At 38.7% G+C, this 26,580-nt stretch carries 28 protein-coding genes; 16 read left to right on the plus strand and 12 right to left on the minus strand.

Going from position 1 to position 26,580, the window contains the following annotated elements; all coding sequences use genetic code 11:
- Positions 1–9: 9 nt before the first annotated feature.
- The 3 genes from OGI71_RS06645 (at position 10) to OGI71_RS06655 (ending at position 3,760) form a co-directional block, all read left to right on the plus strand.
- Complete coding sequence (locus OGI71_RS06645) at positions 10–2,751, plus strand: HAD-IC family P-type ATPase (RefSeq protein WP_282254609.1); 2,742 nt, start codon at positions 10–12, stop codon at positions 2,749–2,751.
- Positions 2,752–2,890: 139 nt separating this feature from the next.
- Positions 2,891–3,460 (plus strand): DUF308 domain-containing protein, encoded by a 570-nt coding sequence (locus tag OGI71_RS06650; protein WP_282254610.1) that lies wholly within the window; start codon positions 2,891–2,893, stop codon positions 3,458–3,460.
- A gap of 99 nt (positions 3,461–3,559) precedes the next feature.
- The gene (locus OGI71_RS06655; RefSeq protein WP_282254611.1) at positions 3,560–3,760 is read left to right on the plus strand and encodes a transposase; all 201 of its coding nucleotides are present in this window, start codon (positions 3,560–3,562) and stop codon (positions 3,758–3,760) included.
- A gap of 121 nt (positions 3,761–3,881) precedes the next feature.
- Here OGI71_RS06655 and OGI71_RS06660 read toward each other — a convergent pair whose 3' ends face one another.
- The 4 genes from OGI71_RS06660 to OGI71_RS06675 all read right to left on the minus strand — a co-directional run bounded on the left by OGI71_RS06660 (position 3,882) and on the right by OGI71_RS06675 (position 7,530).
- Positions 3,882–4,271: a RidA family protein gene (locus OGI71_RS06660; protein WP_282254521.1), complete on the minus strand. Its 390-nt coding sequence runs from the start codon at positions 4,269–4,271 to the stop codon at positions 3,882–3,884.
- 81 nt (positions 4,272–4,352) lie between these two features.
- Positions 4,353–4,925 (minus strand): Crp/Fnr family transcriptional regulator, encoded by a 573-nt coding sequence (locus OGI71_RS06665; protein WP_282254612.1) that lies wholly within the window; start codon positions 4,923–4,925, stop codon positions 4,353–4,355.
- Between the two features lie 245 nt (positions 4,926–5,170).
- Positions 5,171–6,348 (minus strand): IS3 family transposase gene (locus OGI71_RS06670; protein WP_282254613.1). Its coding sequence is split into 2 segments (ribosomal slippage): positions 5,171–6,078 and positions 6,078–6,348, totalling 1,179 coding nucleotides; the frame shifts between segments, so codons are not numbered across the junction.
- 306 nt (positions 6,349–6,654) lie between these two features.
- Positions 6,655–7,530 (minus strand): helix-turn-helix domain-containing protein, encoded by an 876-nt coding sequence (locus tag OGI71_RS06675; RefSeq protein WP_282254614.1) that lies wholly within the window; start codon positions 7,528–7,530, stop codon positions 6,655–6,657.
- A 182-nt stretch (positions 7,531–7,712) separates the two neighbouring features.
- On the opposite strand from OGI71_RS06675, the gene OGI71_RS06680 reads away from it, so the two are divergent.
- Complete coding sequence (locus OGI71_RS06680; protein ID WP_282254615.1) at positions 7,713–8,747, plus strand: hypothetical protein; 1,035 nt, start codon at positions 7,713–7,715, stop codon at positions 8,745–8,747.
- Positions 8,748–8,949: 202 nt separating this feature from the next.
- Here OGI71_RS06680 and OGI71_RS06685 read toward each other — a convergent pair.
- Positions 8,950–10,127, minus strand: a protein-coding gene (locus OGI71_RS06685) for an IS3 family transposase (protein ID WP_282251020.1) whose coding sequence is annotated in 2 segments (ribosomal slippage) — positions 8,950–9,857 and positions 9,857–10,127 — 1,179 coding nt in all. Because the reading frame shifts where the segments join, the coding sequence is not laid out codon by codon here.
- Between the two features lie 105 nt (positions 10,128–10,232).
- On the opposite strand from OGI71_RS06685, the gene OGI71_RS06690 reads away from it, so the two are divergent.
- Complete coding sequence (locus OGI71_RS06690) at positions 10,233–10,844, plus strand: hypothetical protein (RefSeq protein ID WP_282254616.1); 612 nt, start codon at positions 10,233–10,235, stop codon at positions 10,842–10,844.
- Complete coding sequence (locus OGI71_RS06695) at positions 10,837–11,235, plus strand: nucleotidyltransferase domain-containing protein (RefSeq protein WP_282256133.1); 399 nt, start codon at positions 10,837–10,839, stop codon at positions 11,233–11,235. The genes OGI71_RS06690 and OGI71_RS06695 overlap by 8 nt, the downstream gene beginning before the upstream one ends.
- A gap of 146 nt (positions 11,236–11,381) precedes the next feature.
- Here the strand turns inward: OGI71_RS06695 and OGI71_RS06700 are convergent, their stop codons facing one another.
- The 3 genes from OGI71_RS06700 to OGI71_RS06710 all read right to left on the minus strand — a co-directional run bounded on the left by OGI71_RS06700 (position 11,382) and on the right by OGI71_RS06710 (position 13,869).
- Positions 11,382–11,849, minus strand: coding sequence for a GNAT family N-acetyltransferase (locus OGI71_RS06700; RefSeq protein ID WP_282254617.1), 468 nt, complete (start codon positions 11,847–11,849; stop codon positions 11,382–11,384).
- 386 nt (positions 11,850–12,235) lie between these two features.
- A complete protein-coding gene (locus OGI71_RS06705; RefSeq protein WP_282254618.1) occupies positions 12,236–13,132 on the minus strand; it encodes a GNAT family N-acetyltransferase in 897 nt (298 codons plus the stop codon).
- A gap of 176 nt (positions 13,133–13,308) precedes the next feature.
- Positions 13,309–13,869 (minus strand): GNAT family N-acetyltransferase, encoded by a 561-nt coding sequence (locus OGI71_RS06710; protein WP_282254619.1) that lies wholly within the window; start codon positions 13,867–13,869, stop codon positions 13,309–13,311.
- Positions 13,870–14,021: 152 nt separating this feature from the next.
- On the opposite strand from OGI71_RS06710, the gene OGI71_RS06715 reads away from it, so the two are divergent.
- Positions 14,022–14,846, plus strand: a complete 825-nt coding sequence (locus tag OGI71_RS06715; RefSeq protein ID WP_282254620.1) for a helix-turn-helix domain-containing protein — start codon at positions 14,022–14,024, stop codon at positions 14,844–14,846.
- Between the two features lie 100 nt (positions 14,847–14,946).
- Here the strand turns inward: OGI71_RS06715 and OGI71_RS06720 are convergent, their stop codons facing one another.
- Positions 14,947–16,134 (minus strand): MFS transporter, encoded by a 1,188-nt coding sequence (locus OGI71_RS06720; protein ID WP_282254621.1) that lies wholly within the window; start codon positions 16,132–16,134, stop codon positions 14,947–14,949.
- A gap of 150 nt (positions 16,135–16,284) precedes the next feature.
- On the opposite strand from OGI71_RS06720, the gene OGI71_RS06725 reads away from it, so the two are divergent.
- Both OGI71_RS06725 and OGI71_RS06730 read left to right on the plus strand, forming a co-directional pair.
- The gene (locus tag OGI71_RS06725) at positions 16,285–17,154 is read left to right on the plus strand and encodes a helix-turn-helix domain-containing protein (RefSeq protein WP_282254622.1); all 870 of its coding nucleotides are present in this window, start codon (positions 16,285–16,287) and stop codon (positions 17,152–17,154) included.
- Between the two features lie 480 nt (positions 17,155–17,634).
- Complete coding sequence (locus tag OGI71_RS06730; RefSeq protein WP_282254623.1) at positions 17,635–18,081, plus strand: GNAT family N-acetyltransferase; 447 nt, start codon at positions 17,635–17,637, stop codon at positions 18,079–18,081.
- Positions 18,082–18,284: 203 nt separating this feature from the next.
- On the opposite strand, the gene OGI71_RS06735 is transcribed toward OGI71_RS06730, so the two are convergent.
- From OGI71_RS06735 to OGI71_RS06745, 3 genes are all read right to left on the minus strand, one after another.
- On the minus strand, positions 18,285–18,926 hold the full coding sequence (locus tag OGI71_RS06735) for a hypothetical protein (RefSeq protein WP_282254624.1): 642 nt from the start codon (positions 18,924–18,926) through the stop codon (positions 18,285–18,287).
- A 144-nt stretch (positions 18,927–19,070) separates the two neighbouring features.
- Positions 19,071–19,298 carry a hypothetical protein gene (locus tag OGI71_RS06740; RefSeq protein ID WP_282254625.1) on the minus strand — a complete coding sequence of 76 codons (228 nt, stop codon included), beginning with the start codon at positions 19,296–19,298 and terminating at the stop codon, positions 19,071–19,073.
- Positions 19,299–19,470: 172 nt separating this feature from the next.
- The gene (locus tag OGI71_RS06745; protein WP_335995674.1) at positions 19,471–20,379 is read right to left on the minus strand and encodes an AraC family transcriptional regulator; all 909 of its coding nucleotides are present in this window, start codon (positions 20,377–20,379) and stop codon (positions 19,471–19,473) included.
- A 152-nt stretch (positions 20,380–20,531) separates the two neighbouring features.
- Between OGI71_RS06745 and OGI71_RS06750 the strand changes: the two genes are divergently transcribed.
- From OGI71_RS06750 to OGI71_RS06780, 7 genes are all read left to right on the plus strand, one after another.
- Positions 20,532–21,383 (plus strand): aldo/keto reductase, encoded by an 852-nt coding sequence (locus OGI71_RS06750; RefSeq protein WP_282254626.1) that lies wholly within the window; start codon positions 20,532–20,534, stop codon positions 21,381–21,383.
- A gap of 20 nt (positions 21,384–21,403) precedes the next feature.
- Positions 21,404–22,387, plus strand: a complete 984-nt coding sequence (locus OGI71_RS06755) for an aldo/keto reductase (RefSeq protein ID WP_282254627.1) — start codon at positions 21,404–21,406, stop codon at positions 22,385–22,387.
- Between the two features lie 10 nt (positions 22,388–22,397).
- Positions 22,398–23,483: an alpha/beta fold hydrolase gene (locus tag OGI71_RS06760; protein WP_282254628.1), complete on the plus strand. Its 1,086-nt coding sequence runs from the start codon at positions 22,398–22,400 to the stop codon at positions 23,481–23,483.
- A gap of 80 nt (positions 23,484–23,563) precedes the next feature.
- A complete protein-coding gene (locus OGI71_RS06765; protein WP_282254629.1) occupies positions 23,564–24,211 on the plus strand; it encodes a flavodoxin in 648 nt (215 codons plus the stop codon).
- Positions 24,212–24,232: 21 nt separating this feature from the next.
- Entirely contained in the window at positions 24,233–25,282 is a 1,050-nt protein-coding gene (locus tag OGI71_RS06770; protein WP_282254630.1) for an alpha/beta hydrolase, read from the plus strand.
- Positions 25,283–25,303: 21 nt separating this feature from the next.
- Complete coding sequence (locus OGI71_RS06775) at positions 25,304–25,747, plus strand: nuclear transport factor 2 family protein (protein ID WP_282254631.1); 444 nt, start codon at positions 25,304–25,306, stop codon at positions 25,745–25,747.
- A gap of 53 nt (positions 25,748–25,800) precedes the next feature.
- A complete protein-coding gene (locus OGI71_RS06780; RefSeq protein ID WP_282254632.1) occupies positions 25,801–26,529 on the plus strand; it encodes a carboxymuconolactone decarboxylase family protein in 729 nt (242 codons plus the stop codon).
- Positions 26,530–26,580: the final 51 nt, after the last annotated feature.

Raw genomic sequence — 26,580 nt, forward strand, 5'->3', positions numbered from 1 at the left:
CCACACCCAATGAATGAATTTCACAAATTTACTGTTATCGAGGCATTGCAAAAACTTGAAAGTTCTCCTGTAGGATTGGATGAAGGGAATCTACAGGAGAGACGGAAACGGTATGGATGGAATGAGTTACCAGAGGTAGAGCGTAAACCACTGTGGAGGATATTGATCAAGCAATTCCGTAACTTGTTGGTGGTGGTACTCTTATTGGCAGCGGTTATCTCCTATATCATGCATCACGTCGTTGATGTATATGTTATTCTGGCTGTTGTGTTGATTAATGCTACAATAGGATTTACTCAGGAAATACGGGCCGAAAGAGCCATATCCTCATTGAATAAAATGCTTGTGCAGCAAGCTCGCGTGCGCCGCGGAGGTGAAATCCGTTTGATTCGTTCACGCGAACTGTTGCCGGGAGACGTTATCATCTTGGAAGAAGGGGAACAGATACCTGCCGATGCCCGTATTATTCTATGTCGGAGTTTACGTACCATTGAAGCCTCCCTCACAGGCGAGTCGCTATCCATCAGTAAACAGGACATGGCATTGCCCGGGCAGACTCCACTAGCTGATCGGAAAAACATGTTGTGGAAGGGCACATTCGTGGTGGCAGGATACGCAGAGGCTGTGGTTTGTACTACGGGACTCCAAACGGCAATCGGCGACATCGCCAAGACACTTGCAGAGATCAAACCTGAACGGTCTAATTTTCAACGCAAAGCTGATTATTTAGCGAAGCAAATGGCGGTTTTGGCTATCGTTAGTACAGCTTTGCTTTTTACCACAGCGTATTTTTCCGGGAATTTCGAGATGCAGGAGTTATTGCTGGTTTCCATTGCCGCATTAGTATCTGTTATTCCGGAAGGGTTACCCGCCGTGCTATCGATTGTCATGGCCATTGGCTCAAAGCGGATGTCCAGACGTAATGCAATCATCCGCGATCTTAACTCTGTGGAGACGCTAGGCTCAGTTACTACGATTATTACTGACAAAACGGGCACACTGACGCAAAATAGAATGATGGTAAGCCGGATTAAGCTCTTTAATGAAGTAGAGTTTGAGGTATCGGATAAAGGGTGGTTGCCAACCAGGTACTTTAGACAGCACCAAGCCATAGTGGATCCAGGGGACTATCCCATATTAAATAAATTACTGCAAATTGCTGCTTGTTCTAATAATGCGACCATCAAGTACAATGTGAATAAAGAGGGCTATGAGCTGATGGGGGATCCTACAGAAGGGGCACTTCTAGTCATGGTGCAAAATGCCGATCTACTACCCTCCCTCCAACCTGGTGTTATCGAGAAGTTGGATGACCTCCCCTTTGATTCCAAGCGCAAATCTAGAGCTACACTTTGCAAAGTCGAAGCAGGTTTGCAATTGTTTGTAGTTGGCGCTCCAGAGCATATATTGGAACAGGCTTGCCAGGTGCTAAGCCCCCAAGGGGTTATTCAAATGGAAGAAACGTATGCGTCGGTTTTGCGAAAGCAAATTGACGAATGGTCTGGAAAAGCTTTGCGTGTGATCGGACTAGCTTATAAGCCAATACTTGATGGTATTATTAAAATTGATGAAAACGACATCAACGATTTGGTTTTCGTAGGTTTTGTCGGTATGATTGACCCTCCTCGCCCAGAGGTAAAAGAGGCAGTGGAGAAATGCAAGAAGGCAGGCATACGGGTTATCATGGCTACAGGAGACCACATCAACACGGCTAATGCTATTGCGATAGCTACTGGGATTATTGAGGGGAATAATACAGGCCAATTAGGAGCACTTACCGAACAGCAATTGCTGCTATTGGACGATCGGGAGTTTGACGACGCGATAAACACTGTGCGTGTTTTTGCCCGTCTTACTCCGGGTATGAAACTGCGTATAGCCGAACGGTTGCAGGCAATGGGGCAACTTGTGGCCATGACGGGTGATGGTGTGAATGACGCTCCAGCCCTCAAGAAAGCCAATGTCGGTATTGCTATGGGAATTATGGGAACCGATGTTGCCCGTGAAGCGGCCAAAGTAGTGCTGGCTGACGATAATTTTGCCACAATTGTCAATGCTGTGGAAGAAGGGCGCATCGTATTTGCAAATGCGCGGCAGACCAGCTTCTTTTTGGTAACTACCAATTTTGCAGAGGTTACGACACTGATTGTCCTTATTGCGATGGGATACCCAATACCACTTACCGCCATACAGATACTCTGGCTAAATCTGGTAACGGATGGTGTGGGAGATATTGCATTGGCCACCGAAAGAGGACATGGTGATGAATTGTCGGCGAGACCAATAAATAAGAAAGAGAATATTTTAAACAAAGAAATATTCCCCTTTATCCTGATCATGAGCGGAACAATGGCAATACTGTGTATGGGAGTCTATTTGTGGTTTATCGGGCTGGGGCTGGAAAAGGCACGAACCGCTGTCTTTATCACCATGGCTTCTACGCAACTCTTTAACCTCCTGAATATGCGGTCATTAAAAAAACCAATATTTGAAATTGGTTATTTCACAAATCATTACGTAAATCTCGCATTGGCCGCGTCTTGGGCAATACAAATTGCGATTATTGAATTGCCCTTATTTCAGCACATCTTTGGTTTCACGCCAATGACTCTGGTCGAGTTTACTGCACTCATCGTACTTTCTTCATCGGTTTTATGGATCGGAGAGTGTTACAAACTTTTTCTGGATCGTATGCGTGCTTACATGGGTAGAATAAGATTAATGAAGAACGAACCGCGATTGTTTTGTTAGATGACAGTGATGGTTAAGTTGGTTGTGATGTACCTTCATAGGGCGATGACCAGTGTCACAATCTATACCAATAAGAATCATTCGATTCGAAATAGAAATATGTTAGGTTTGAATAGTTAACATTAAAAGATGTCATATCATGAAAGCATTAACAACAAAAAGAACTATGAGCGAGCACAATTTCCAATGGTTTACGTTGCTGCTTGTGGGTATTGTATTGACCTTTGTAGGTGTTTGGACGCTTGCTTCACCCACCGAATCATACCTAAACTTGAGCGTAGCCTTTGGTTTTAGCATATTGGCCGCAGGTGTACTCGAAATGGTATTTTCGCTAATGTTCCGTAAAAGGGTCCTTACCTGGAAATGGAATCTAGCGTTTGGAGGGATTGATCTGTTTGTAGGCTCATATTTGGCTCTCTATCCATCGGTCACCATGTTGCTCATACCTTATGTGATCGGGTTTTGGATGCTTGTCAGAAGCTTTTTGGCGATTGGTAGCGCGATAGATATGCGATCTCAAAAAGGACTTAGATGGAGATTGATCTTATATACTGGTATCATAACCACTTTATTGTCATTGACCGTATTATCCCATCCTATTATAGGAAGAGTTGGTATTATTAGCTATATAGGTCTTTCATTTGTTGCTTTTGGCATTTATCATATATACCTATCGCTAATAGTAAAAAATTGGAAGCGAAATACTTAGTAGAGAAAGCTATACGGAAACTCCTAAAATAGACCCTCTGGACAACGTATATCTGATTGTCTGGATGGAATTGTTTTTAAGATCAGGGAAAACTCCAAAGTGGTCAATAAAACAATTTATCTTGCTGTAGGCATGAACAGGAATGGCTATAAAGAAGTTCTGGGTATGTGGCTGGGCAAGAATGAAAGTGCCAGTTTTTGGATGGGAATCCTGACAGACCTGAAATCCCGGGGCGTAGAGAATATGCTGATTACAGCGACTGATAATCTCTATGGTTTCAAATATGTGCATAATGAATAATAATACTTCAATGATATATATGAACTAAATCATCATTCAAATAACTGACCAATAAATTACCGTAATTCAGATATAAAAAAATGGCAAATAGAGAACTATTGCCATTTTTTTATATCTGAAGTTATTTAACCAGAGTTGCTTCTAATTCTACCTTTAAAGTTTCAAACAATGTCTTGACTTCCAAAACTGTACTTGTTTGTTTTACTTTATTTTTAGTGAGCCAATTTTGAATCACATCAAAGTTTTCAAATAATGCTGTAGAGTCGGTCGTGTAGATATTCAAACGAACGAGATTTCGAGCTTCATATCCACTTGATTGAATTACTTTTTCAAGATTTTCAATAGTATGAAAAATCTGCGTTCTCATACCGGCATTACTCGATATTCCATCTTCACTAATGGCACACTGTCCCGATACATATAAAGTTGAATCTACATGTTTAACTTCAACTGCCTGCACATAATTTCTGGCATCCTGCCAGTTCCAAGGATTGATTACTTTCTTTTCCATCGCTGTAAGATTATTATGAGACAAAGCTCAAGATATTTTTACATTCACCCGTGTGACAAACATCACAATTAAATAAATCAATCAAGAGAACAGACGGCTTAATGTCTCCCTGGATACGCCTAGGTAAGAAGCAAGCAACAATTTTGGAATTCGTTGTACCAAAGTTGGATTTCTTTTTATCAACTGCTCATATCTTTCTTTTGCTCCCAAGGTTAAAAATGACAAGATCCGTTGCTGTGAACCGATATGGCCGGCAATTGATTTACGGAGGAAAAAGCGCTCCATCTTTTGAAGACTGTCGCACAAACATTCAAAATTTTCCAGCGATAGACAAAGTAACGCTGTGTCCTCAAGACATTCCAAAGTAAATGAAGCTTTTCCACTTGTATAAAAGGCCGAAACATCTGTTTCCCACCAATCCTCCATTGCAAATGAAACAATATGTTGCTTAGCATTATCGTCCGTATAATAAAATTTGAGAAGACCGGACAATACAAAGTAGATATAGTTTACGCTATCGCCCTCTCTAAAAATACATTCGGATTTTTTATACTGCTTGTGAATGAAACATTCTTTTACAAATGCAAATTCATCTTCAGTAAGTGTAACGACTTTCTCTATATGTTCTTTTAACAAATTATATTTATCTTCCATTAGTTTCTAAGTACCAATTGCTGCTGATTTTGGTTTGGTTGAATCCATATCAAATATACAGGTGGCCATTCATTTCTGCTTCCAGCATCTGCGATACTAAGTATCTGTAATTCGTAGAAAAACGATTACAGCTTCAATTCGGTTGTGTCTAGTTCTTAAATATAGGTAATTCGTCAAAAGATATCAATGGTTCTTGGTTTTTCCAAAATGAAGCTTGGAATTGCAACAATAAAATGGACACCTAGTTAAGCTGCAATATTTTGTTTATTTATTTTTCTAGTAAACTCCTCTGGTGATAAGTATCCTAAGGCAGAATGTTGCCTTTTTCGGTTGTACCAAGTCTCAATATATTCAAAGACAATAAGCGCAGCTTGCTTCCTGTGAGCGAATTTATGCTGATATATACATTCCGCTTTCAGTGTCTTGAAAAAACTTTCAGCGACAGCATTATCCCAGCAATTTCCCTTTCTACTCATGCTTCTTATGATGAGTGGATTTTTTTCCACCATAGAGCTGAACTCATGACAGGCATACTGTACGCCACGATCGGAATGGAATATTAGTTTCTGGGTGATTGGCCTTGCTTTTTGTGCCATTTTAAAAGCAGAAATCACCGTATCTACCGCATTCATAGTCTCACTTAAAGCCCATCCAATTACTTTTCGATCTCCCAGATCGATTACAGTTGTCAGATACAACCATCCCTGCTGCGTTTTGATGTAAGTGATGTCTGATACCCATACTGCACCAAGTGTTCCCGGTTTAAAATCACGGTCCAATATATTCTCCGGTACCGAAAACTTATGGGTGGAGTCTGTGGTCACCTTAAATTTTTTCTTGACAATACTTCTTAACCCGGCCTTTCTCATCAGTTTGGCTACCCTCACTCTGGATATTTTAATATTCTTTTTGTGTAGTTCTCTGGTAATACGCGGACTGCCGTAAGTATTTTTACTTCTTATAAATGCATCCTGGATTTCCATAGTAATCTGTTGGTTTTCAATACTTCTATTTGAAGGGATACCCTTTAAAAAGTTGTAGTAGCCCGCTCTGCTCACCTTGAACACCTGACACATCTTCTCGACTGAAAATATTTCCCTATTGTCCCTTATGAACCTGAATATTTGGTGTCGCTCTTGGAGAAGATGCTTACAGCCTTCTTTAATATATCCCGTTCCATCTGTGTCTCCCGAAGTTCTTTTCTTAATCGTGCTAACTCCTGTTCACTCTCACTCAAGATAACTTTTCCATTCCCAGAGAAACTACTTCCTTGTTTTACAGAATGTTCCTTTCGCCACCTATACAATAATGCTGGGTTAATATCCAGTTCCCTGGCCAGCGCGCTAAGGTCGCTACGCGTGTTGCTCAGTTCAACGCTCATCAGTTTGAACTCTTTGGTATAAACTTTTCTTTCTCTTGACATAAGTCTGTTAAGTTATTAAATTCTCTTAACTTAATGTCCAGTCAAATGTAGCAACTTCAGCTCTTAATTCATATTGATTTCGAAAAGATCAATGAATGCATGTCAACCAATTCAACTGCAAACTTACAGAAGGTATATCTTTTTGCTATTATGCACTTATTTTATTGAACACAAAAAACAGAAACTTTTCTAAAAATATTGATAACCTCTGTTTTTAAACATATACATAACTTAGCGCTCTTAGTACTATCTATCTTTTATCAAAAGCACAAATAGCTGCACGAACATCCTATGTCAAAATAAATTTTATACTAGTTGTCTAAAACCGTTGGGAGACAAAAGAGTATGCTTTTTAAAATATCTACAAAATAAACTTGGATCATTAAAATTCAAACGATTACTGATCTCCTTTACAGATAGATCTGTTGTTTTTAAAAGTGATTTAGCATGTAAAATAACAACGTGATCTATCCACTTCAAAGCAGATTTCCCTGTTTTTTCACTTATAAGTGTTGTTAAATAAGGAGCTGTTAAATTTAGTTTTTTAGCATAAAAACCTAAATCTCTATGATCCAAAGCATGTTTCGATACAAGTTTATAAAATTCATCTATAATTGTTGTACTTCGATCCCTCAATAAGTACTCCTGGCTTTGTTCTTCGATATGTGCCTCAACTACCATATTGATCAAAGCTAAAATATGATGTCTTAATATTTCATTTTTCTTATCACTTGAATTAGAATGGTAAAATCTCTGAAGATATAAAATGAAATCTCTCTGTAAATCTTGTTTTTCTGAATGAAAATGAATTAATGGATTTAAACGCACCTTATCACTATTAACAAATTCCCATAAATAAGGTATCGAACTAATAAAGTCAATAGACAATCCTATAGTAATTATCTCAATATCTTCACTTTCTGCTTTCACATCAATCATCAAGTGTGGCAATGCGAGAATAACATCACCTTCATTAACATCATACTCAGAAAAATGAACCTGTGTTCTCATTGTTCCTTTTAATACAAAGCCAAGTAATAAACCCTCAAATTGATGCCTGCTATACGCATATTGATTGGTCGGTATATCAGTATGATCTACAATAAAAATCCCTTCTCCTTTTAAAGAAGGATCTAATTGATGTAGTTCATATAACTGATGTAAATTCAAAAATAAAGCCATGCACAAATATCAAAATAAAAGAACATATAAAGGTGTTATCATTTAATTTTAACGGATAAATCTAAATAATTGAACATAATTACCAAATCATGGAACACTATAATTCTTCGATTGTACCTAATTTTGTATCTCGCAATATTAAACACAGAATTATTGTATTTAAACCATAATTTTTAAAATATATGAACAACATTTCAAACAGTATTAATGAGAAAAGAGCTAAGAAACTTCACAATAATCAATCGCATCCTATTTATTTACTAAAGAAAAAAATACAATCTTTTTTCAGCGATTTTACAGTGTTTGACAACCTTGAAGAAGTTGTATCTATACAAGATAATTTTGACAAATTATTAGTTCCTATTAATCATCCCGCACGTTCTAAAAATGATACATATTATATCAACGAAGATTTTGTACTTAGGACACAAACTTCTTCTCATCAGAATCTATTATTGACACAAGGCTATGAAAAATTCATCGTCACAGGGGATGTATATAGAAAAGATACGATTGATAAAACGCACTACCCGGTGTTTCATCAAATGGAAGTAGTCAAAGTGATACCTCACGGAGTTGATGCTTTAGAGGATTTGAAAAAGACATTAAAGGGACTAATACGGTTCTTATATCCTGGAAAAGAATACAGATTTTTAGATGATTACTTTCCTTTTACTGAACCTTCTCTACAGCTAGAAGTTTTACAAAATGGGGAATGGATGGAAGTTCTAGGTGCAGGGGTTATACATCGTGATATTTTAAAGAACTGTAATATCCAAGCTACAGGTTGGGCTTTCGGGTTAGGTCTTGATCGCTTAGTTATGTCATTCTGTAACATCCCCGATATTCGTTATTTCTGGAGTGAAGATGAGCGTTTTATCTCTCAATTTAAAAATGGATTAGTTGAATTTAAAGAATATTCTAAATTCCCTCCAGTATATAAAGATATCTCCTTCTGGGTAAATAATTACACCCATAATAAAGATGAGAATTGGATAGAGTATAATAACCTTTGTGAGATAATAAGAAATAAAGGAAATGATCTGATCGAGAGTGTCACGTTGATAGATAAATACACTATAGCAGATAAAACCTCTTTAGCCTATAGAATAGCTTATAGATCAAATGAGAGAACCTTACTCAATGAAGAGATTAATGAAATACAAAAATCAATTAGAACATGTCTCAATAATACATTTGCTATCAAATTAAGATAGCTAACAACAAATGCAATAATCTATTAATTGTCCAAAACTACAGTCATTGAACGCCTGTAGTTTTTTCTATTCTATCATAATTTAGCTATTTTAACTAGACTATACTTTTAAAAATTTGAAAACAGTTGAGTAATAAAATAATGCTTATCGGAGGTACAGGCCAAATAGGATATGGAATTGCAACAATAAAATGGACACCTAGTTAAGCTGCAATATTTTGTTTATTTATTTTTCTAGTAAACTCCTCTGGTGATAAGTATCCTAAGGCAGAATGTTGCCTTTTTCGGTTGTACCAAGTCTCAATATATTCAAAGACAATAAGCGCAGCTTGCTTCCTGTGAGCGAATTTATGCTGATATATACATTCCGCTTTCAGTGTCTTGAAAAAACTTTCAGCGACAGCATTATCCCAGCAATTTCCCTTTCTACTCATGCTTCTTATGATGAGTGGATTTTTTTCCACCATAGAGCTGAACTCATGACAGGCATACTGTACGCCACGATCGGAATGGAATATTAGTTTCTGGGTGATTGGCCTTGCTTTTTGTGCCATTTTAAAAGCAGAAATCACCGTATCTACCGCATTCATAGTCTCACTTAAAGCCCATCCAATTACTTTTCGATCTCCCAGATCGATTACAGTTGTCAGATACAACCATCCCTGCTGCGTTTTGATGTAAGTGATGTCTGATACCCATACTGCACCAAGTGTTCCCGGTTTAAAATCACGGTCCAATATATTCTCCGGTACCGAAAACTTATGGGTGGAGTCTGTGGTCACCTTAAATTTTTTCTTGACAATACTTCTTAACCCGGCCTTTCTCATCAGTTTGGCTACCCTCACTCTGGATATTTTAATATTCTTTTTGTGTAGTTCTCTGGTAATACGCGGACTGCCGTAAGTATTTTTACTTCTTATAAATGCATCCTGGATTTCCATAGTAATCTGTTGGTTTTCAATACTTCTATTTGAAGGGATACCCTTTAAAAAGTTGTAGTAGCCCGCTCTGCTCACCTTGAACACCTGACACATCTTCTCGACTGAAAATATTTCCCTATTGTCCCTTATGAACCTGAATATTTGGTGTCGCTCTTGGAGAAGATGCTTACAGCCTTCTTTAATATATCCCGTTCCATCTGTGTCTCCCGAAGTTCTTTTCTTAATCGTGCTAACTCCTGTTCACTCTCACTCAAGATAACTTTTCCATTCCCAGAGAAACTACTTCCTTGTTTTACAGAATGTTCCTTTCGCCACCTATACAATAATGCTGGGCTAATATCCAGTTCCCTGGCCAGCGCGCTAAGGTCGCTACGCGTGTTGCTCAGTTCAACGCTCATCAGTTTGAACTCTTTGGTATAAACTTTTCTTTCTCTTGACATAAGTCTGTTAAGTTATTAAATTCTCTTAACTTAATGTCCAGTCAAATGTAGCAACTTCAATATGCTATAACTAACTTTTTCATACAGCGTAATTGGGAAGTATATATGGAACAGTGCTTTTTAAAACATAGCCATAAACCTGTAACTATTTTAAGGCCTTGTGCTGTATATGGGATTTGTTCTCAGCACCCTAGAGAATGGTGGTTTATTAAAAGAATTCTTGATAAAAGACCTTACATTCCATTAAAATATAATGGAGAAAGTACTTTCCATATTACTTTAACACAAAATATAGCTAAAGTTATATGGGCAAGCATAGATAATATGGATTTTCAAATAGTAAATGTGGCAGATAGAACTATTCTCAGTGCAAAAGAGATTGGAGAATATATTATTGTACAATTAAATTCTATAACTAAATTTATATCCACTGATTCTGCTATCATAGAAGATGCTTTAGTAGGTTTTACACCATGGTCTGTTTCAACTCCTTTTACCCTCGACATATCTTATTGCAAATCCTTATTAGATAAAGTAGGATTGGACTTAGGATGCTATACTCGGGATAGTAGAAAATATATAAGCTGGCTCGCTAGTTTTAGCCCCTTAAATTGGGAAAAGCACTTTAAACAGTTAGCTGCTTACCCTTTTGAGCAATTTGACTATCACAACGAAGATCAATTTATCAAAAAACTAATCGTTGGAAAAAATGACTAACCATAATCTTTCACTACAAATTACGCAGACTTCTAACTTTTTAATAAAGAGCTTAGGTGACTCACTTCAAGGACTCTACCTCTACGGATCTTATGTAGATGGAGGACTAAAACATAAAAGCGATTTAGATATTTTTGTGGTAGTCAATGAACCTTTGAATTTTGATATTAAAAAGACCCTTATTCAGAACCTACTCCTATTATCAGGTGCTATAGATAATAAAGAGAACAAAAGATATTTGGAGTTCACAGTGATAAATCAAACTAAATTAACTGACTTACACTTTCCATTATACAGAGAATTTCAATATGGAGAATGGTTAAGAGATAATTTTTTACACGGCTCTATCCCGGAGGCTGTTATAGATCATGATCTTACGGACTGTGATTAATTGATTTTAAGAAACTAAGTCCCGCTTAAAGCTATTGATCTTATTTAAACGTATAACAACATTTCTCATTTTTGTCATCGCTTTTCGTTTCTTTTAGCTGACATGGTTCTTCGTCAAATTACTTTAAGGGCCGCTAGATTGATCAGTTATTCAATTTTCAATCGCATAGATAAACTGTACGGCTCAAAACCCTCGTGCAGATACAGTGCCGCAGCGGAAGCGTTTTTAGACAAGACACTCAACTCCACATAGTCCGCTTCGCTTTCCTTTGCCCACGTTTTAACGCGATCAATCAATGTTTTACCAATTCCCATTCCACGCATATCCGTATCAACAACAATGTCTATTAAATACGTACATTTCAAGGGTACGAAACAATTGTAAGGCGGGCTCTCCTGTAATTGTGTAATTGCAATTCCTTTTACCTCATCATCTGCCCCATATACAAAGACTGTAAACTGATCTTCTCCGGCAATGACTCTTTGCAAAAAACTTTCGTCCTGATGTGCTGTCTGCATATAATCGGGTTCATGATGTGCCATCTGTTCAAAGAGCTGGAAATAAAGGGTTTTTATCTTTGGCAGATCTGCCTGGACTGCTTTTCTAATGTTCATATTTTATATCTCTATATTTTATTCAGATTCTTTAGCGGCCAAATTCCGCACCGAATTTTATTCCCGTGAAACTGCATCAAAATAGCTTCTTGAGCAAAAAAATCTTATCTTTCGGTTTGTAGTCAATAATTCAATTTGACCGATGTTGGCTCTTTAGCAATAGGTTCTACGGACGATTAGTTTGCAGAACCTATGATGTAATTACCATAAGATTATCTCAAATTTATCAGAAAGAACTGCTATGATCTTTTCCTGTATGAGATTGATCTCCTCATTGGAGAACATACGCTGACCTGATCGGTAGGCAATAATTACTTGTTGTCAACTTTTGCTGTGATGACCAATAATGGTCGCCTTCATAATGACTAACGCTTAGAATGTTATATTTAATAATGAGAAGTTATTGGAAAGACAAAGTTCTCCATAAATAGATCCTTTTTGTGTTCAGGATATATGTAAAGAGCATCATCATCGAAAGGATATTTTTCGACCTCAAGTTTTCCACCAAAATCTGTATCCGGAACAAAAAAGAAATTGATCTCTTTCGTATCTGTTTTAACTAAAGTAGGAATTAACTCTTCTAATTTATATGGCCTACTTGAAAAAATATCATAGATATTGAGGTCACCTTCTTCAAATTCCATCAACACTAAGCAGTCTCTTTTTTCTGAATAATACAAAGAATCTTCAAACTGCAATACAAAATGATAGGTCGCTAAACAAGGATTCGGTTCAAACGACAGGGTATTTGACAGAAGTCTATGGTCTTTAGCAAGTCGCTCCAGGAGATTTTTATCATCGCTAATTTGAATAGAAAGTTTTCTCCAATCGTAACTTGCGGGTTCAAAATCTGTTAAATCGTTAAGCTTGAAACTACTTTCATCTAACCTAACAAAACCAAACTTTGGGTAAAAATCTAACACCTCTGCATTAGCAAATAGGTATATGAATTCATATTGCCCACGGAATTGGCTCATTACATGATTCATCAGATAACGCGATAGTCCCTGACCTCTAAAAGCAGGATGTGTCATCACTGCACTAATCTGTAGAACTTTATGGGACTGCCCTTGTAAAATCATTACCATAGGAGATAAAGAAACATTTGCAATTACCGTATTATCCTGAACTATAAAAAATGGTATAAAAGTATTGTCCCAGTATCCCATTTCATACCATGGCATATAATCTCCATCTAGACAGATATGATATAGCTTGTTGAAACTAAGGAAATATGGCGCCATCTCCTCTAATCCGGAATAAACTTTTCTATTTGTATCCATTGTATGTTAGCAATTTTTTATTTTTTTGTATCTATTCAGCTTTCTCTCCCAACGCTCTATTCTATTTAACTTCATAAAGATTTGATGTTTTATAGCTATTTGTACCTTGACCTCCAGGGAATTATTTATTCCTATACATAAATGTATCACAAGCATCCCTATAGAGATGCTTGTGACTAGAATGAGACCTTGCCATAGACAGTCATTGTCCATTCATCACGTGTCATGCGGCTGATATGTTCTGTACGTATGTCATTCATTAACTCATTTGCGGTAGCTTCTTCCACATGATGATGATGGAAACCACACTTCTCCTGTGCGATCTTTGACTTGGCGTTGCCTTCATAATAGCCGGACCAGATATTTACTAATCTCAAATCTTCGAAGCCATAGCGTACCACTTCGCCGATTGCTTCAGGCATTATACCTTTACCCCAAAATGGAACACCTAGCCAATATGAAATTTCGCCTTCCGACTCGGTAATTGGAAAGTTACTTTTCTCTCCTAAAATCAAACTAATCATCCCAATAGCAATGTCGTCATCTTTAAGTGTGATTGCAAATACTCCCTCTTGCGAAAATATGTTTTTGATTACTTCACTACTTTCTTCAACACTCTTGTGGGGAGGCCAGCCAGCAATTGGCCCTACTCTCTCGTCCTTAGCATACTTGAATAAGTCTGCTGCATCAGCATCGCTGAATGGACGCAAAATCAATCTTTCTGTCTCTAAAATCATATCATTCTATTTTTAAATGTACGTAGCAAAATTACTGTCTTTATAGAATAAGGTTATAGCCAAAATTTTGGTAAAATGGGTACTTTTGAAAACAAATCGCACTTACTTACCATAAATAGTCTAAATTTATGGTAAAAATAAAAAGTACCATAATGAATTACACACCGGATATTTCCTTGGGAAAAGACAAACTAGCACTAGGAGAAAGTAATTTTTGCCAAAGTCTGGGATATCCCCTACGGCTCGGCTATACTTCCTTAATTGTATGTTTGGAAGGCTCTTCGGTAGTTAGCGTTAATTTTAAGAATTATCTGCTAAAGACTAATGATGTATTGGTCCTGGCTGAGGATAATATTACAGTGGTGCAACGGGTGTCCGCTGATTTCAGAGCATTCTACTGTCTTGTAGATCGGAGTTTGGCTGCAGAAGTAGCTTTTGATTTACCTAATCAACTATTCTTGTTTCTACATCAATCCCCACTTTGCAGACCTCATGGTCCGGAAGTCGCCCTATTACATGGATGGATAACGCAAATAAAACACATCAAAAATACATGCACAACACATCAGCATATTATGTTGCGGAATAGTCTACAAAATTTCTTTCTCAAAATAGCCGAAAGCGTTTCACTGACAGAAATTAATATAGAACATCAATACAGTCGAAAGGAATTGCTATGTTGGAAGTTTTGGGAGCTTATCAGCCAGCATAGTACGGAGCAGAGAAATGTCGCATTCTATGCAAATAAACTGAGCATTACTCCCTATTATCTTTCTCAGATCACTAAAGACTTTTTAAATGATTCACCAAAGGATTTGATTGACAGGCAAGTTATACTAGAAATTAAAGTACTTTTAAGGACAACCGAGCTGTCAATCAAACAAATTGCTGATCGACTTTATTTCGAGGATACATCATATTTGGCTCGCTACTTCAAAAGGCAAACAGGAATAACTTTGACAGCATTTAGAAATTAATCTAATAAACAATCGTCTTGTGTAGAATATTCTCTTACATCACATGGTGAAAAATTCGTGGACGTTCTTTGGCATCTAAGCGATTGGGGTTACTTATCATTCATTCTATGGGCGCTTTCTCCTTATCCAATATGTCCATTCTACCAGCCATAAAAATCATAACAATACCGAAAACCGACAACAACAGATAAGAATACCTGAGGTCAAATAAATCGGAGATAAAGCCTATCATGGGTGGTCCCATTAAAAATCCAAGGAATGCTATTGTTGAAATCAGCGTCAATGAATTCCCAGCACTGACGGCCTTATGCTTGCCTGCTACACCATACACAGTAGGCACACTGCAGGAACTCCCTAAACCAATGACCATAAAGGCGATTGTGCATAGTACTACTGTAGGATAGAAAACTGAAATAATTAGTCCTGTACTCATCAATATCCCGCATAGCTGAATCAAACGTTTCCTACCCAGTTTGGTGATCAGCCAATCGCCGAGAAAACGCCCTGTGGCCATCATGAGTACAAAAGAAGTATAACCTAGAATGATCAGTTGCTCGGGAGCCCTAACAATATCCTGAAAGTAAACTCCGCTCCAATCAAACATGGCGCCTTCGATTGCCATACTCAAGAATCCTATCAAGCCTAATCGAATCAAGGTTTTGTCAAGATATCTGAAAATAGATCTTCTGTCTTTACGAACTCCTTTTACAGGTACCACATGTAGCAGGAAGTTGGTATTGAATATCCATATTGATACAACCAGGAGGAAAATCACACTGAAATGAATCAATGGTGTTTGATTAAAATTCAATAACAGCAACCCTATCAATGCGCCAATAAAACCAGATATGCTCCAAGTGCCATGAAAAGAGGACATCATAGGTTTTTTCAAAATATTCTCTAACTCGACTCCTTGGGTATTCACGGCGATATTAGACAGATTGCCTACTACCCCAAAGAAATATAGCGCGATGGCAAGCTGTGTATAGCTTGTCGCCGTACCAATGATAACGAGTATAAGCGGGTATAGCAAGAAGCTGTATTTGACAGCATTTTTGCTTCCGAAATGGTTAATTAATCTGGCGGATAAAGGCATTGTGCTGACCTGTCCGACGGGCATAAGCAATAAAAGCGTACCTAGTTCAGCGTCCGAAATACCTAAATTAGTTTTAATAACGGGTATCCTGCTAGCCCAGGAAGAAAGTATCAGTCCATGGGAGAAAAAAAACAGGGAAATAGCTATACGTGTCCTATTTTGCTGCTGGAATGCTTGTCTTTGGTCATTCATTGTGAAAGTTACTACTGCATGTATTGATTTGCCAGCAAATGTAGACGATGATGGCAAGGAAAACATATTCCGTTTTAAGGTGTTTATGTTCAATTTTAGATATTCACCTAACTTTAGTAATGCCGTTTTGTATTTTTACAAGAAAAAACAGTGGATTTATTAAAGATATCCGATCTTCACGCCGCATATAATGTTAACTATCCAAATAAAATGGATGGACTGATAATTATAGACACTTTTCCGCTGCAAATACATTCCTATTTAAGATCAGCACAGAAATTTGAAGGACTAATCCTTTTATTTTGTAAAAAAGGTACGGCAGTTTTGAAGGTCAATAACGAACTTTGTACTGTCGATCAGAACAAAACACTCATCATATTGCCTGAGATGCCCATTGAACCAATGGACTGGAGTACGGATTTTGTGGCTGTCCTATTTGTGATGACCTATGATTTTATTGATAAATTTACTATCCTGCCAGAATTCATAAACAATACTGAAGTGTTGAATATGCCTGTCATCCAACCCAGTGAAAAAGATCGATTATTGATTGAAGATATAGTTCAGCTGCTTCAAAAACATTATATGCTTCCAAAAACAATTCTGTTAGAGCAAATGATACAATACTTGGTTTTTTCTTTAATTACTGCCGTAGCACAGGCGTACCCCACACTATCGGATAAGAATAACCTGCAAAAAAACGGAGTAAATGATATAACAGATACATTCTATAGCTTGCTAAATAAACATGGTCATATACAACGTAATGTTTCCTTTTATGCTGACCACCTACATATAACACCGCAACATCTAAGTACATTGATCAAGAAAAAGACAGGTAAATCTGTTAAATCATGGATTGAATTTGCTATAATTAATAAAGCAAAGGAATATCTAAATAACACGTCGCTATCCATTAAGCAAATCAGCGATGAACTTGATTTTGCTGATGCATCATTATTCTGCAGGTATTTTAAACGCTGCACGGGACAGACGCCAAATACGTATAAAAACAGGTAGTTGTTTTGTCAAAAAAGTATCAAATCGATATTCCACAGGGAAAAAACCTAAGGCCTATATTATTCGGGTATTAAATTTGACCGACAAGCAAGCTTCAATTATAGTAGATGGTTGGATAGAATTTATTCAGGAAGGAGATTTCTTCTTGGCTTACTGGGATCAAACAACTGTTTGGCAGAATGATAACCTCTTTTGACACCGCTTAAAAATCAATGTTGAACTATAGCAACGCAATCCAAATAGCTGGATTCACAGGGAACGCCAACGACGATGAGTTACTCCTATTGGCATACTATTTAGAGAAATTTAAAAATGTTGAGAATGTGCGACACATTCTCAAAAGAAATTGGAGGAATCAAGAGACGTCCACTTAAATCACGTGTAAAATTTCTTCATTTAAACTAATCAAAATAGTGTAAGATGATTTGCCGACCCACGAGTATGATAGTTTCCGGCTTATATTTTTAAATTTGCGAACACATGATATCGAATATCAAATACAGACCTGCATTAAAAAGTGACCTAGAGTTTCTGTTGGATCTCAGGATACAGACGATGAATGCGTATTTAATAGCTAGCTCTTTACCGGTCTCAGACGAAGCTCATCTGCAAAGAATTAACTGTCAATTTGAACAGGCCTTAATAATTGAGATAGATAAATATGCTATAGGGCTATTAAAAATAGTGAGGCAAGCGGATAATATCGAGCTGATACAAATTCAGATAGCTACCTCCTATCAGGGCAAAGGAATCGGTAGGAGAATATTAAATGATTTGATAGAAGAAGCTATTGAATCAGAAAAAACGATAACATTGAGTGTCCTAAAGACCAATAAAGCTAAAAATCTATATTCAAATGTTGGTTTCAAGATTATTGGTGAGACTGATGATTCCTACCTGATGTTGTTTGAAAAAGCAAGTATCTGACGAAACAGCATTTTAGGGTATCGTAGTATAGCCAGTGAGATGAAGCGTTTATTTGAATCTTTTATCTCAACCGCATCTATTCTTAAAAAGGATAATAAACAGTGGAGATCAATTAGGGAATGTAGCTGACTATTTCAACGCAAACTTACAGCAGGTATATCGTTTTGTTGGCGAACCGACCGCAGTTTCGGCTATAGCTAGTGTTATCCTGAACGGAGGATCTGATAAAAAAAATCTTCCCTTTTCACCAATACACTATTAATTAAGTCTTTAAGTTTATCCATGTCTTTTAAATTTAGTTCAATGCATTCTATTGCTGGTTTAGAAAGATGATAATCAATATGATTATAGGCCGATTTCGCAATTCCCATAAAAATAGCATAAGTGCCAATATTTTTTTGAAAGCTTACATCTATAAAAAATTTACCCCGCACGGCTGAAAACAGTAATTCATTGGAAATAGGTAAGATATCACTCAAATTATTATGAATAACTGTCCAGCTCGATATCTTGAGCGGTAACAGGTTCTTTCTCCCAGGATTTAGATAATTCGATAAAACCGTATAGAATTTTTCGATCTCAAACCCTTTCAGTAAAGTTTTATAGATAGTGTTCTCATCCTGGATCCATTGACCGGATTTACGTGTCAAACTACCATGGAGCAACGCAAATCCCACTGCAGCATCCTCGTAGGTCATGGAGATCGTTTGGCCATTTATATGATTGACCGCGCTAAATACCAATGTGTTTTCAAGAAATGACTCCTTAAAACTACCTAAGCCATCCATAAATAGATTTGCATCAATACTCCATCCACCTTCAACCTGAATACCATCTTTATCCATAAAGCTATTAATAAACCTGTTACTATTTTAAAATAAGATATCATGTTTCTCCATCGATCAAGCGACCTAGGTCCACCTATATACGAATTAGTAAATACCTTTGATAAATTCTCTTAACTTAATGTCCAGTCAAATGTAGTAATTTCAATTTAGCATGTTGACTAATTCTTGTACAGATTCATAAGTTGGTGAAGCAAAATCTTCTATCCCATCAACTGTTTCCCGGCAAAGAGGCGGAGCCCTTTCAAACATGATATCTTCATAAGCTGAAATAGCCTCTTTGAGGGTGGTATGATCTCCGTTGGCCAGGCATTCGCATAGATCCAAGACGTCCAATAGGGCCAGATTGACGCCCTCACCATTGGTAGGCATTAAATGGGCTCATCCCCAAAGTGGGTAAGATTGTTTTTAGTAGCCCATCTCTGCGCTAAGGGGAAATAGTTTAGCGGACGCCAGGTGAAATGTCTACTGGCATGAAAAAGTGTAAGGAAAAGAGGATTCCAATTTGCATAGAGGTACCGTGCTCTTTAAGCTTAAAGCATAATTAGTTTAGACTTCGATTTCTATATTCATTTGGGGTAAACCCTACCCTGTTTTTGAATAACCGACTAAAATGCTGGGGATATTTGAACCCGAGTTCAAAGGCGATTTCATTTATAGTTTTGTGGCCCTCAAAAATCTTTTCCTTGGCAATGTCGATTAACTTGTTCTGAATATACTCCTGTGCAGTCTTGCCAGTTTCTTTCTTGACAAGGTCTCCAAAATAGTTAGCGGATAGAAATAACTGCTCAGCAAAATAGGCTACAGTCGGCAAACCGCTTTGCTGTGGTTCGTCTGATTGGAAATAGGCATTCAGGTTTTCATCGAATTTCTCTAGGATGCCCTTATTGACATTTTCACGTGTAATAAACTGGCGATCATAAAACCGCTGGCAATAATCCAAAAAGAGTTCGATATTGGAGACAATCAGTTTTTTTGTATGCTTGTCGATACTATGTGCCAGCTCATGCTTTATTTTGTTGAGACAGTCCATAATAATCTTCCTCTCCTGCTCAGAAAGATGCAATGCCTCACTGGCTGAATACGAAAAGAAAGTATAGTTGCCAATTTCCTTAGCCAGAGAAGTGCCATACAACAACTCTGGATGAAATACCAAAGCTGTTCCCTGTGGCTGGTAGAATTCGGTACCGTTCTCCCCTATGACCTGACCGGGTGCCAAAAAGATCAATGTCCCCTCTTCATAGTCATAGTTTTTAAGACCATACCGCAGATCGCCACATTTTATCTCTTTAAAAAACACGGTATAGAACTCATACCTGAGCTTGGAGAGCTTGCGAGTGTCTGCCTTGCTCAGATCGACAACACTGATCAATGGATGTAAGGTCTCATTGTTGTTGAAGTTATTGTATGCTGTGATACTCTTAAAATTGATGATCTCTTCCATTTCTTTCATTACTGGTAAAACAAATTTACAAAACTGGAATCCAATAATTTGTAGAATCAGTAATATTGGTAGAACTATCCGTAATGCATATACCAAAACCTTAGACCGCAAACCCGAACTTTGTTAACAGTGAATTGTATAATACATAAACTCTTTACATTATGTATAAAGTGAAATTAAACAACGGAATTGAAATGCCTATCCTCGGATTTGGAGTTTTTCAGATAAAAGATACCCAAGAATGCGAACGTGCGATCATTGACGCCGTCGAAACCGGATATCGTCTAATTGATACCGCTGCCTCTTATTTAAATGAAGAAGCGGTGGGCAAAGCAATAAAAAACTGTGGTGTGCAGCGTGAGGAGTTATTTATAACAACTAAACTGTGGGTACAGGATACTGGATATGAACAAACGAAAGCTGCTTTCAAAAAATCCCTCGAAAGGCTACAGCTTGACTATCTCGATCTTTATCTGATCCATCAGCCTTACGGCGATATCTTCGGATCTTGGAGGGCTATGCAAGAACTTTACCACGAAGGAAAAGTGAAAGCTATTGGGGTGGCAAATTTTCATCCGGACCGCATGATGGATCTTATTGCAAACAGCGGTTTTACGCCTGCAGTAAACCAGATAGAAACTCATCCTTTCCATCAGCAAATTGAAAATCAAGCTTTCCTGAAAGAGAATAATATCCAGACTCAATCCTGGGGCCCTTTTGCGGAGGGGAAAAACAATATATTCAATAATGGGCTCCTTACCTCAATAGGAATGAAATACAATAAATCTGTTGCGCAGGTAATCCTCAGATGGCTTGCACAACGTGACATTGTCGCTATCCCCAAATCTGTCCGTAAGGAGAGAATAGCCGAGAACTTTCAAATATTTGATTTTGAACTGACGGAGAAGGATATGGATGCCATAAAATCCTTAGACGGTGGAGAAAGTCTATTTTTTGATCACAGGGATCCTGAGATGGTCAGATCGCTGAGTGAAAGGAAACTAGATATCTAAAATTTAGAACTGACACTAAAATGGAAAAAAGAAAACTAGGAAATAGCGGACTTGAAGTGTCCGCACTTGGATTGGGCTGCATGGGTCTGAGTTTTGGCTATGGCGCAGCTACCGATCATAAAGATGCCATTCAGTTGATCCGCTCGGCTTTTGAATCGGGAATTACTTTTTTTGATACGGCTGAATGTTACGGCCCCTTTGCAAATGAAACGCTGCTGGGTGAGGCATTGGAACCACTCAGAGACAATGTAGTGATCGCGACTAAATTTGGTTTTGAGGAAGGAGATTCAAAAAAAGGTCTGGATAGCAGTCCGGCAAGAATCAGGATCGCAGTTGAAGAATCATTAAAACGACTTCGTACGGATCGGATTGACCTACTTTATCAGCACCGCACTGATCCTAATATTCCTACTGAGGAGGTTGCAGGGACAGTCGCTGATCTGATCAGGGAAGGCAAAGTAAAACATTGGGGACTATCAGAGGCGGGAACTGAAACAATACGCCGTGCTCATGCCGAGCTCCCCCTGGCGGCATTGCAGAGTGAATACTCTCTGTTTTACCGTGAACCCGAAAAAGATATCTTACCGCTGCTTGAAGAGCTGGGAATAGGCTTTGTTCCGTTCAGTCCACTGGGTAAAGGTTTTCTCACGGGAGCGATTGATTCGACAACCACATTTGACCCAACAGATTTTAGAAATATTGTACCCCGATTTTCAGCGGAAAACAGAAAGGCAAATCAGGCCCTAGTTGAGTTTGTAAAATCTATCGCGTTGCAAAAGGACGCTACGCCAGCACAAGTTGCATTGGGTTGGCTGCTTGCTCAGAAATCCTGGATAGCCCCTATTCCAGGAACTACCAAACTGCACCGTCTGAAAGAGAATATCGGTGCTGTAACCTTGAAATTATCGCGTGAAGATATTCAGCAAATAGAAGATGCGGCTTCCCAGATAACGATTCAGGGAGCCCGTTATCCCGCAGATTTACAAAACAGAGTCGGAAAATAAACAAACTGAAATGATAAAGAATTTTTCAAAATACATTATTGCCATCACATGCCTTTTAACGGCAATAACATCGCTGCATGGCCAAACAAAACAAAAACCGTTACAGATAGCAACACAGGGAAGTTTTGCTATCGGTGGCCTGAGCAGAGCAGAACCTGGTAATTTCAATGTCAACGATGCATTGAAGCCGCAGGGTCAGACCTATCATGGAGATCATGCCTATGCATTCTACCAGATTCCTGTAAAGGCTAAAAAATACCCGCTGGTTTTCCTACATGGTGCCGGGCAGTCCAAAAAGACATGGGAAACTACGCCGGATGGACGAGAGGGTTTTCAGAACATTTTCCTGCGCCGTGATTTCGGCGTGTACCTGCTCGATCAGCCCCGACGCGGAGAAGCGGGAAAAAGCATGGTCGAAGCAACGATCAAGCCTGTTGCCGATGAACAGTTCTGGTTCACACAGTTCCGTTTAGGAAATTACCCGGATTACTTTCCAAATGTCCAATTTCCTAAAGATGCTGCCTCACTGGAGCAGTTTTACCGGCAGATGACGCCTAATACCGGAGCTTTTGATGCCAATGTGGTATCGGACGCTGTTTCCAGTTTATTTGACAAAATCGGTGATGGTATTTTGGTCACCCATTCGCAGGGCGGTGGACCCGGATGGATGACCGCTATAAAAAATAATAAAGTCAAAGCTATTGTAGCCTACGAACCGTATAGTGGCTTTGTATTCCCCGAGGGAGAACTACCTCAACCCATCAAATCCGCAGGACTGTTTGGTGAGCTCAAAGGTACCGCTATCTCCCCCGAAGATTTCAAAAAGCTGACAGGTATACCGATCGTGGTCTACTACGGTGATAACATCGCCAAAGAACCGACTACCGTATGGAACAGTGACCATTGGCGCTCGGGACTTGAAATGGCCCGGTTGTGGGCTGCCACTGTCAATAAACATGGCGGGGATGTGACCATAGTCCATCTGCCTGAAAAAGGAATCCTGGGAAATACACACTTTCCGTTTTCTGACCTTAACAACGTGCAGATTGCCGATGAACTATCGAGTTGGCTGAAACAAAAAAAGCTGGATAAGTAACATTGGTAGCATTATCCGTAATCTGTATACCAATAAAGTAGGAAACTATAGAGAACTTTTTGTAAATCAGAAGGATACAAATGAAAACTAAAGTACTATACGGATTTATTATCGGCATATTTCTCTCGGTGACTTCTTGCTCACGGGCAGAAGAATCAGGAGCACAAAAGGATACTTCTCTGGTAGAGAAAGTAGATTCATTGCAGGACAAAAAGATATTGATCGTCTACCTGTCGAGGACAAAAAATACCAAAGTTCTTGCTGAGATTATCCACAGGAAAGTGGGTGGCAGCTTAGTGGGAATTGAATTGGATAAACCGTATCCAGCACATTATCAAACTACCGTGGATCAGGTCGCCCAGGAAAATAGAACAGGCTACCTGCCCCCTCTTAAAACAAAAATCGATAGCATGGATACCTACGATGTGGTATTCATCGGTTTTCCGACCTGGGGAATGCAGCTGCCACCACCAATAAAAAGCTTCCTGAACGACTATAATCTAGCGGGAAAAACTGTCATCCCATTCAATACAAATGCTGGTTATGGTATAGGCAGTACTTTTGACACCGTCCAGCAGCTCTGCCCGGACAGTAAAGTCCTTGAGGGATATTCAACCAAAGGCGGTGTGGAACGTGATGGCATCCTTTTCGTGATGGAAGGTGATAAAGAAAAATCGGTTGAAAAGGAAATTCAGCATTGGCTTGTGAAAATCGGCCTAGCAAAATAAAAGATTTAAAATTATTAAGAAATGGAACATATCAAATATATCATTGTAGCCATGTTCATGGCAACAGGCATGATTTCCGAGGCGCAGGACAAATCAAAAAATCCATTTGGACTGGTCTACGGGGATGCTATTACTGAAAATATCAAAGGAAAAGTAAATATACATCCTGTAACCTATAAATTAAATGGAATAGATATCGCTGCAAATGTATATACGCCAGCGGGCTATGACGCTTCAAAAAAATATCCGGCCGTCATCGTCGCACATCCCAACGGCGGGATCAAGGAGCAAACTGCCGGACTGTACGCGCAACGGCTTGCCGAGGCAGGTTACATAACCATTGCTGCTGACGCTTCTTATCAGGGAGCCAGTGGCGGAGAGCCCAGACATACGGATAAACCACAGTTCAGGACAGAAGATATCCATGGGATGGCAGACTATATAGCAGGCTATGCCGGTGTCGACCCTGCCCGTCTGGGTACACTTGGGATCTGTGGTGGCGGTGGTTATACCCTCAAAGCGGCACAATCAGATAAACGCCTTAAAGCCATTGCCACATTAAGTATGTTTAATTCAGGTGAAGTGAGACGTAATGGATTTCAGAATTCGCAGCTTAATACCATTGAGCAAAGGCTCAAACAAGCATCGGATGCGCGCGCACAGGAAGCAGCTGGTGGAGAGATCAAATATTCTGGTGTTGCTAGCATAACCGACGAGGAAATCGCTAAAACGCCTACAGACCTCTATCGTGAAGGGTTTGAGTACTATTACAGAACCCACGCGCATCTAAATTCAACGTTTTTATATACCACCAGCAGCCTGATGGACCTAATGACCTGGGATGCGACTGATGGTATCGAACTAATCGACCAGCCTCTATTGATGATGGCGGGAAGCAAAGCAGACACCAAGTATATGACGGATGAGGCTTTTCCGAAGGCAAAAAATGCGAAAAATAAAGAGCTGTTTTTAATTGATGGTGCAACGCACATCGAAACGTATTGGAAAAAAGAACACGTTGCAAAAGCGGTAAATAAACTGGTTGATTTTTACGGTAAAAATCTTCAATAACAAACACAATATACTTTTATTATGAGAAATTTATTGCTCAGCGTATGCTTGGCCCTATCCGGAATCCAAATCTCATTTGCCCAATCGGCTACAGATCAGGAAGTCATCAAACTTTCGAAAGACAAATGGCAATGGATGGCCGAGAAAAATGTCGATTCCTTGGCCAGCCTATTTCATGAAAAATCCATGTTTGTCCACATGGGCGGATCCTGGGGGAAACAGCGGGAACTCGAGGTGATAAAGAGTGGCGGCATTTGGTATAAAAAGGCTGATATCCACGAAGTATCTGTCAATATCATAGACAATACGGCTATCCTGCTCAATAGAATCGACCTATTGGCTGTAGTGGGTGGCAACGAGGTGACTAATCCTTTTATGGTTACGGAAGTGTATGTCAAACAAAATGGCTCCTGGAATTTAGGGTCACTATCATTCACTAAACTGCTTACTCCAGGAAATAGATAGCCAACAACCAGAATAATGATCACAAAAAAGGTTACTAAAGACATTAAATAATAATGAAGAGACAAAAGTTTATAATACTATTAATACTGACATTATTCTGCCAAGCCTCCATGCTATACGCAGGCCAGCCGGCCAAAAGCGATTCTTTAAGTAACAAAGAAAAGGGACTTGTAAATATTGCTGCTACCACGGCCAGCGGTGAACTGACAAAACTAAAAGATGCACTCAACAAAGGGCTTGATCATGGATTGACAACCAATCAGATTAAAGAGGGAATCATACATCTTTATGCTTACGCTGGTTTTCCACGAAGTATACGAGGATTGCAGACCCTAATGGAAGTACTCGAGGAAAGAAGGTCTAAAGGCATAAATGACAGGACAGGTGCAGAGGCATCCCCTATTCGAAACGACAAGACAAAATACGATCGTGGAAAAGCTATATTGGAAAAGCTAACGGGTGTACCGGAAAGAGAGCCTAAAACTGGTTATGCCGCTTTTGCCCCAACTATCGAAGTATTTCTAAAAGAACATCTATTTGCCGATATTTTTGAACGGGATGTGCTCTCATACGCAGAAAGGGAACTTGTAACAGTATCTGTACTAGCCAGCATAGGCGGTGTGGAGCCGATGCTGAAATCTCATTTGACGATTTGTTTAAATGTTGGTTTATCCGAGGAAAAACTGCAGCAGTTTGTATCCATTATTGAGGTATCAGTAGGTAAAAAAGAAGCAATGGATGTGCAAAAAATATTGGCCAAGGTATTAGCAGCTAAAAAGTAAGCAGTATATTGCTTTATCTGTATGGTGTACAAAAGAAAGGCCGTTGGTTTT

Source organism: Sphingobacterium sp. ML3W, from assembly GCF_029542085.1.
Classification (GTDB): domain Bacteria; phylum Bacteroidota; class Bacteroidia; order Sphingobacteriales; family Sphingobacteriaceae; genus Sphingobacterium.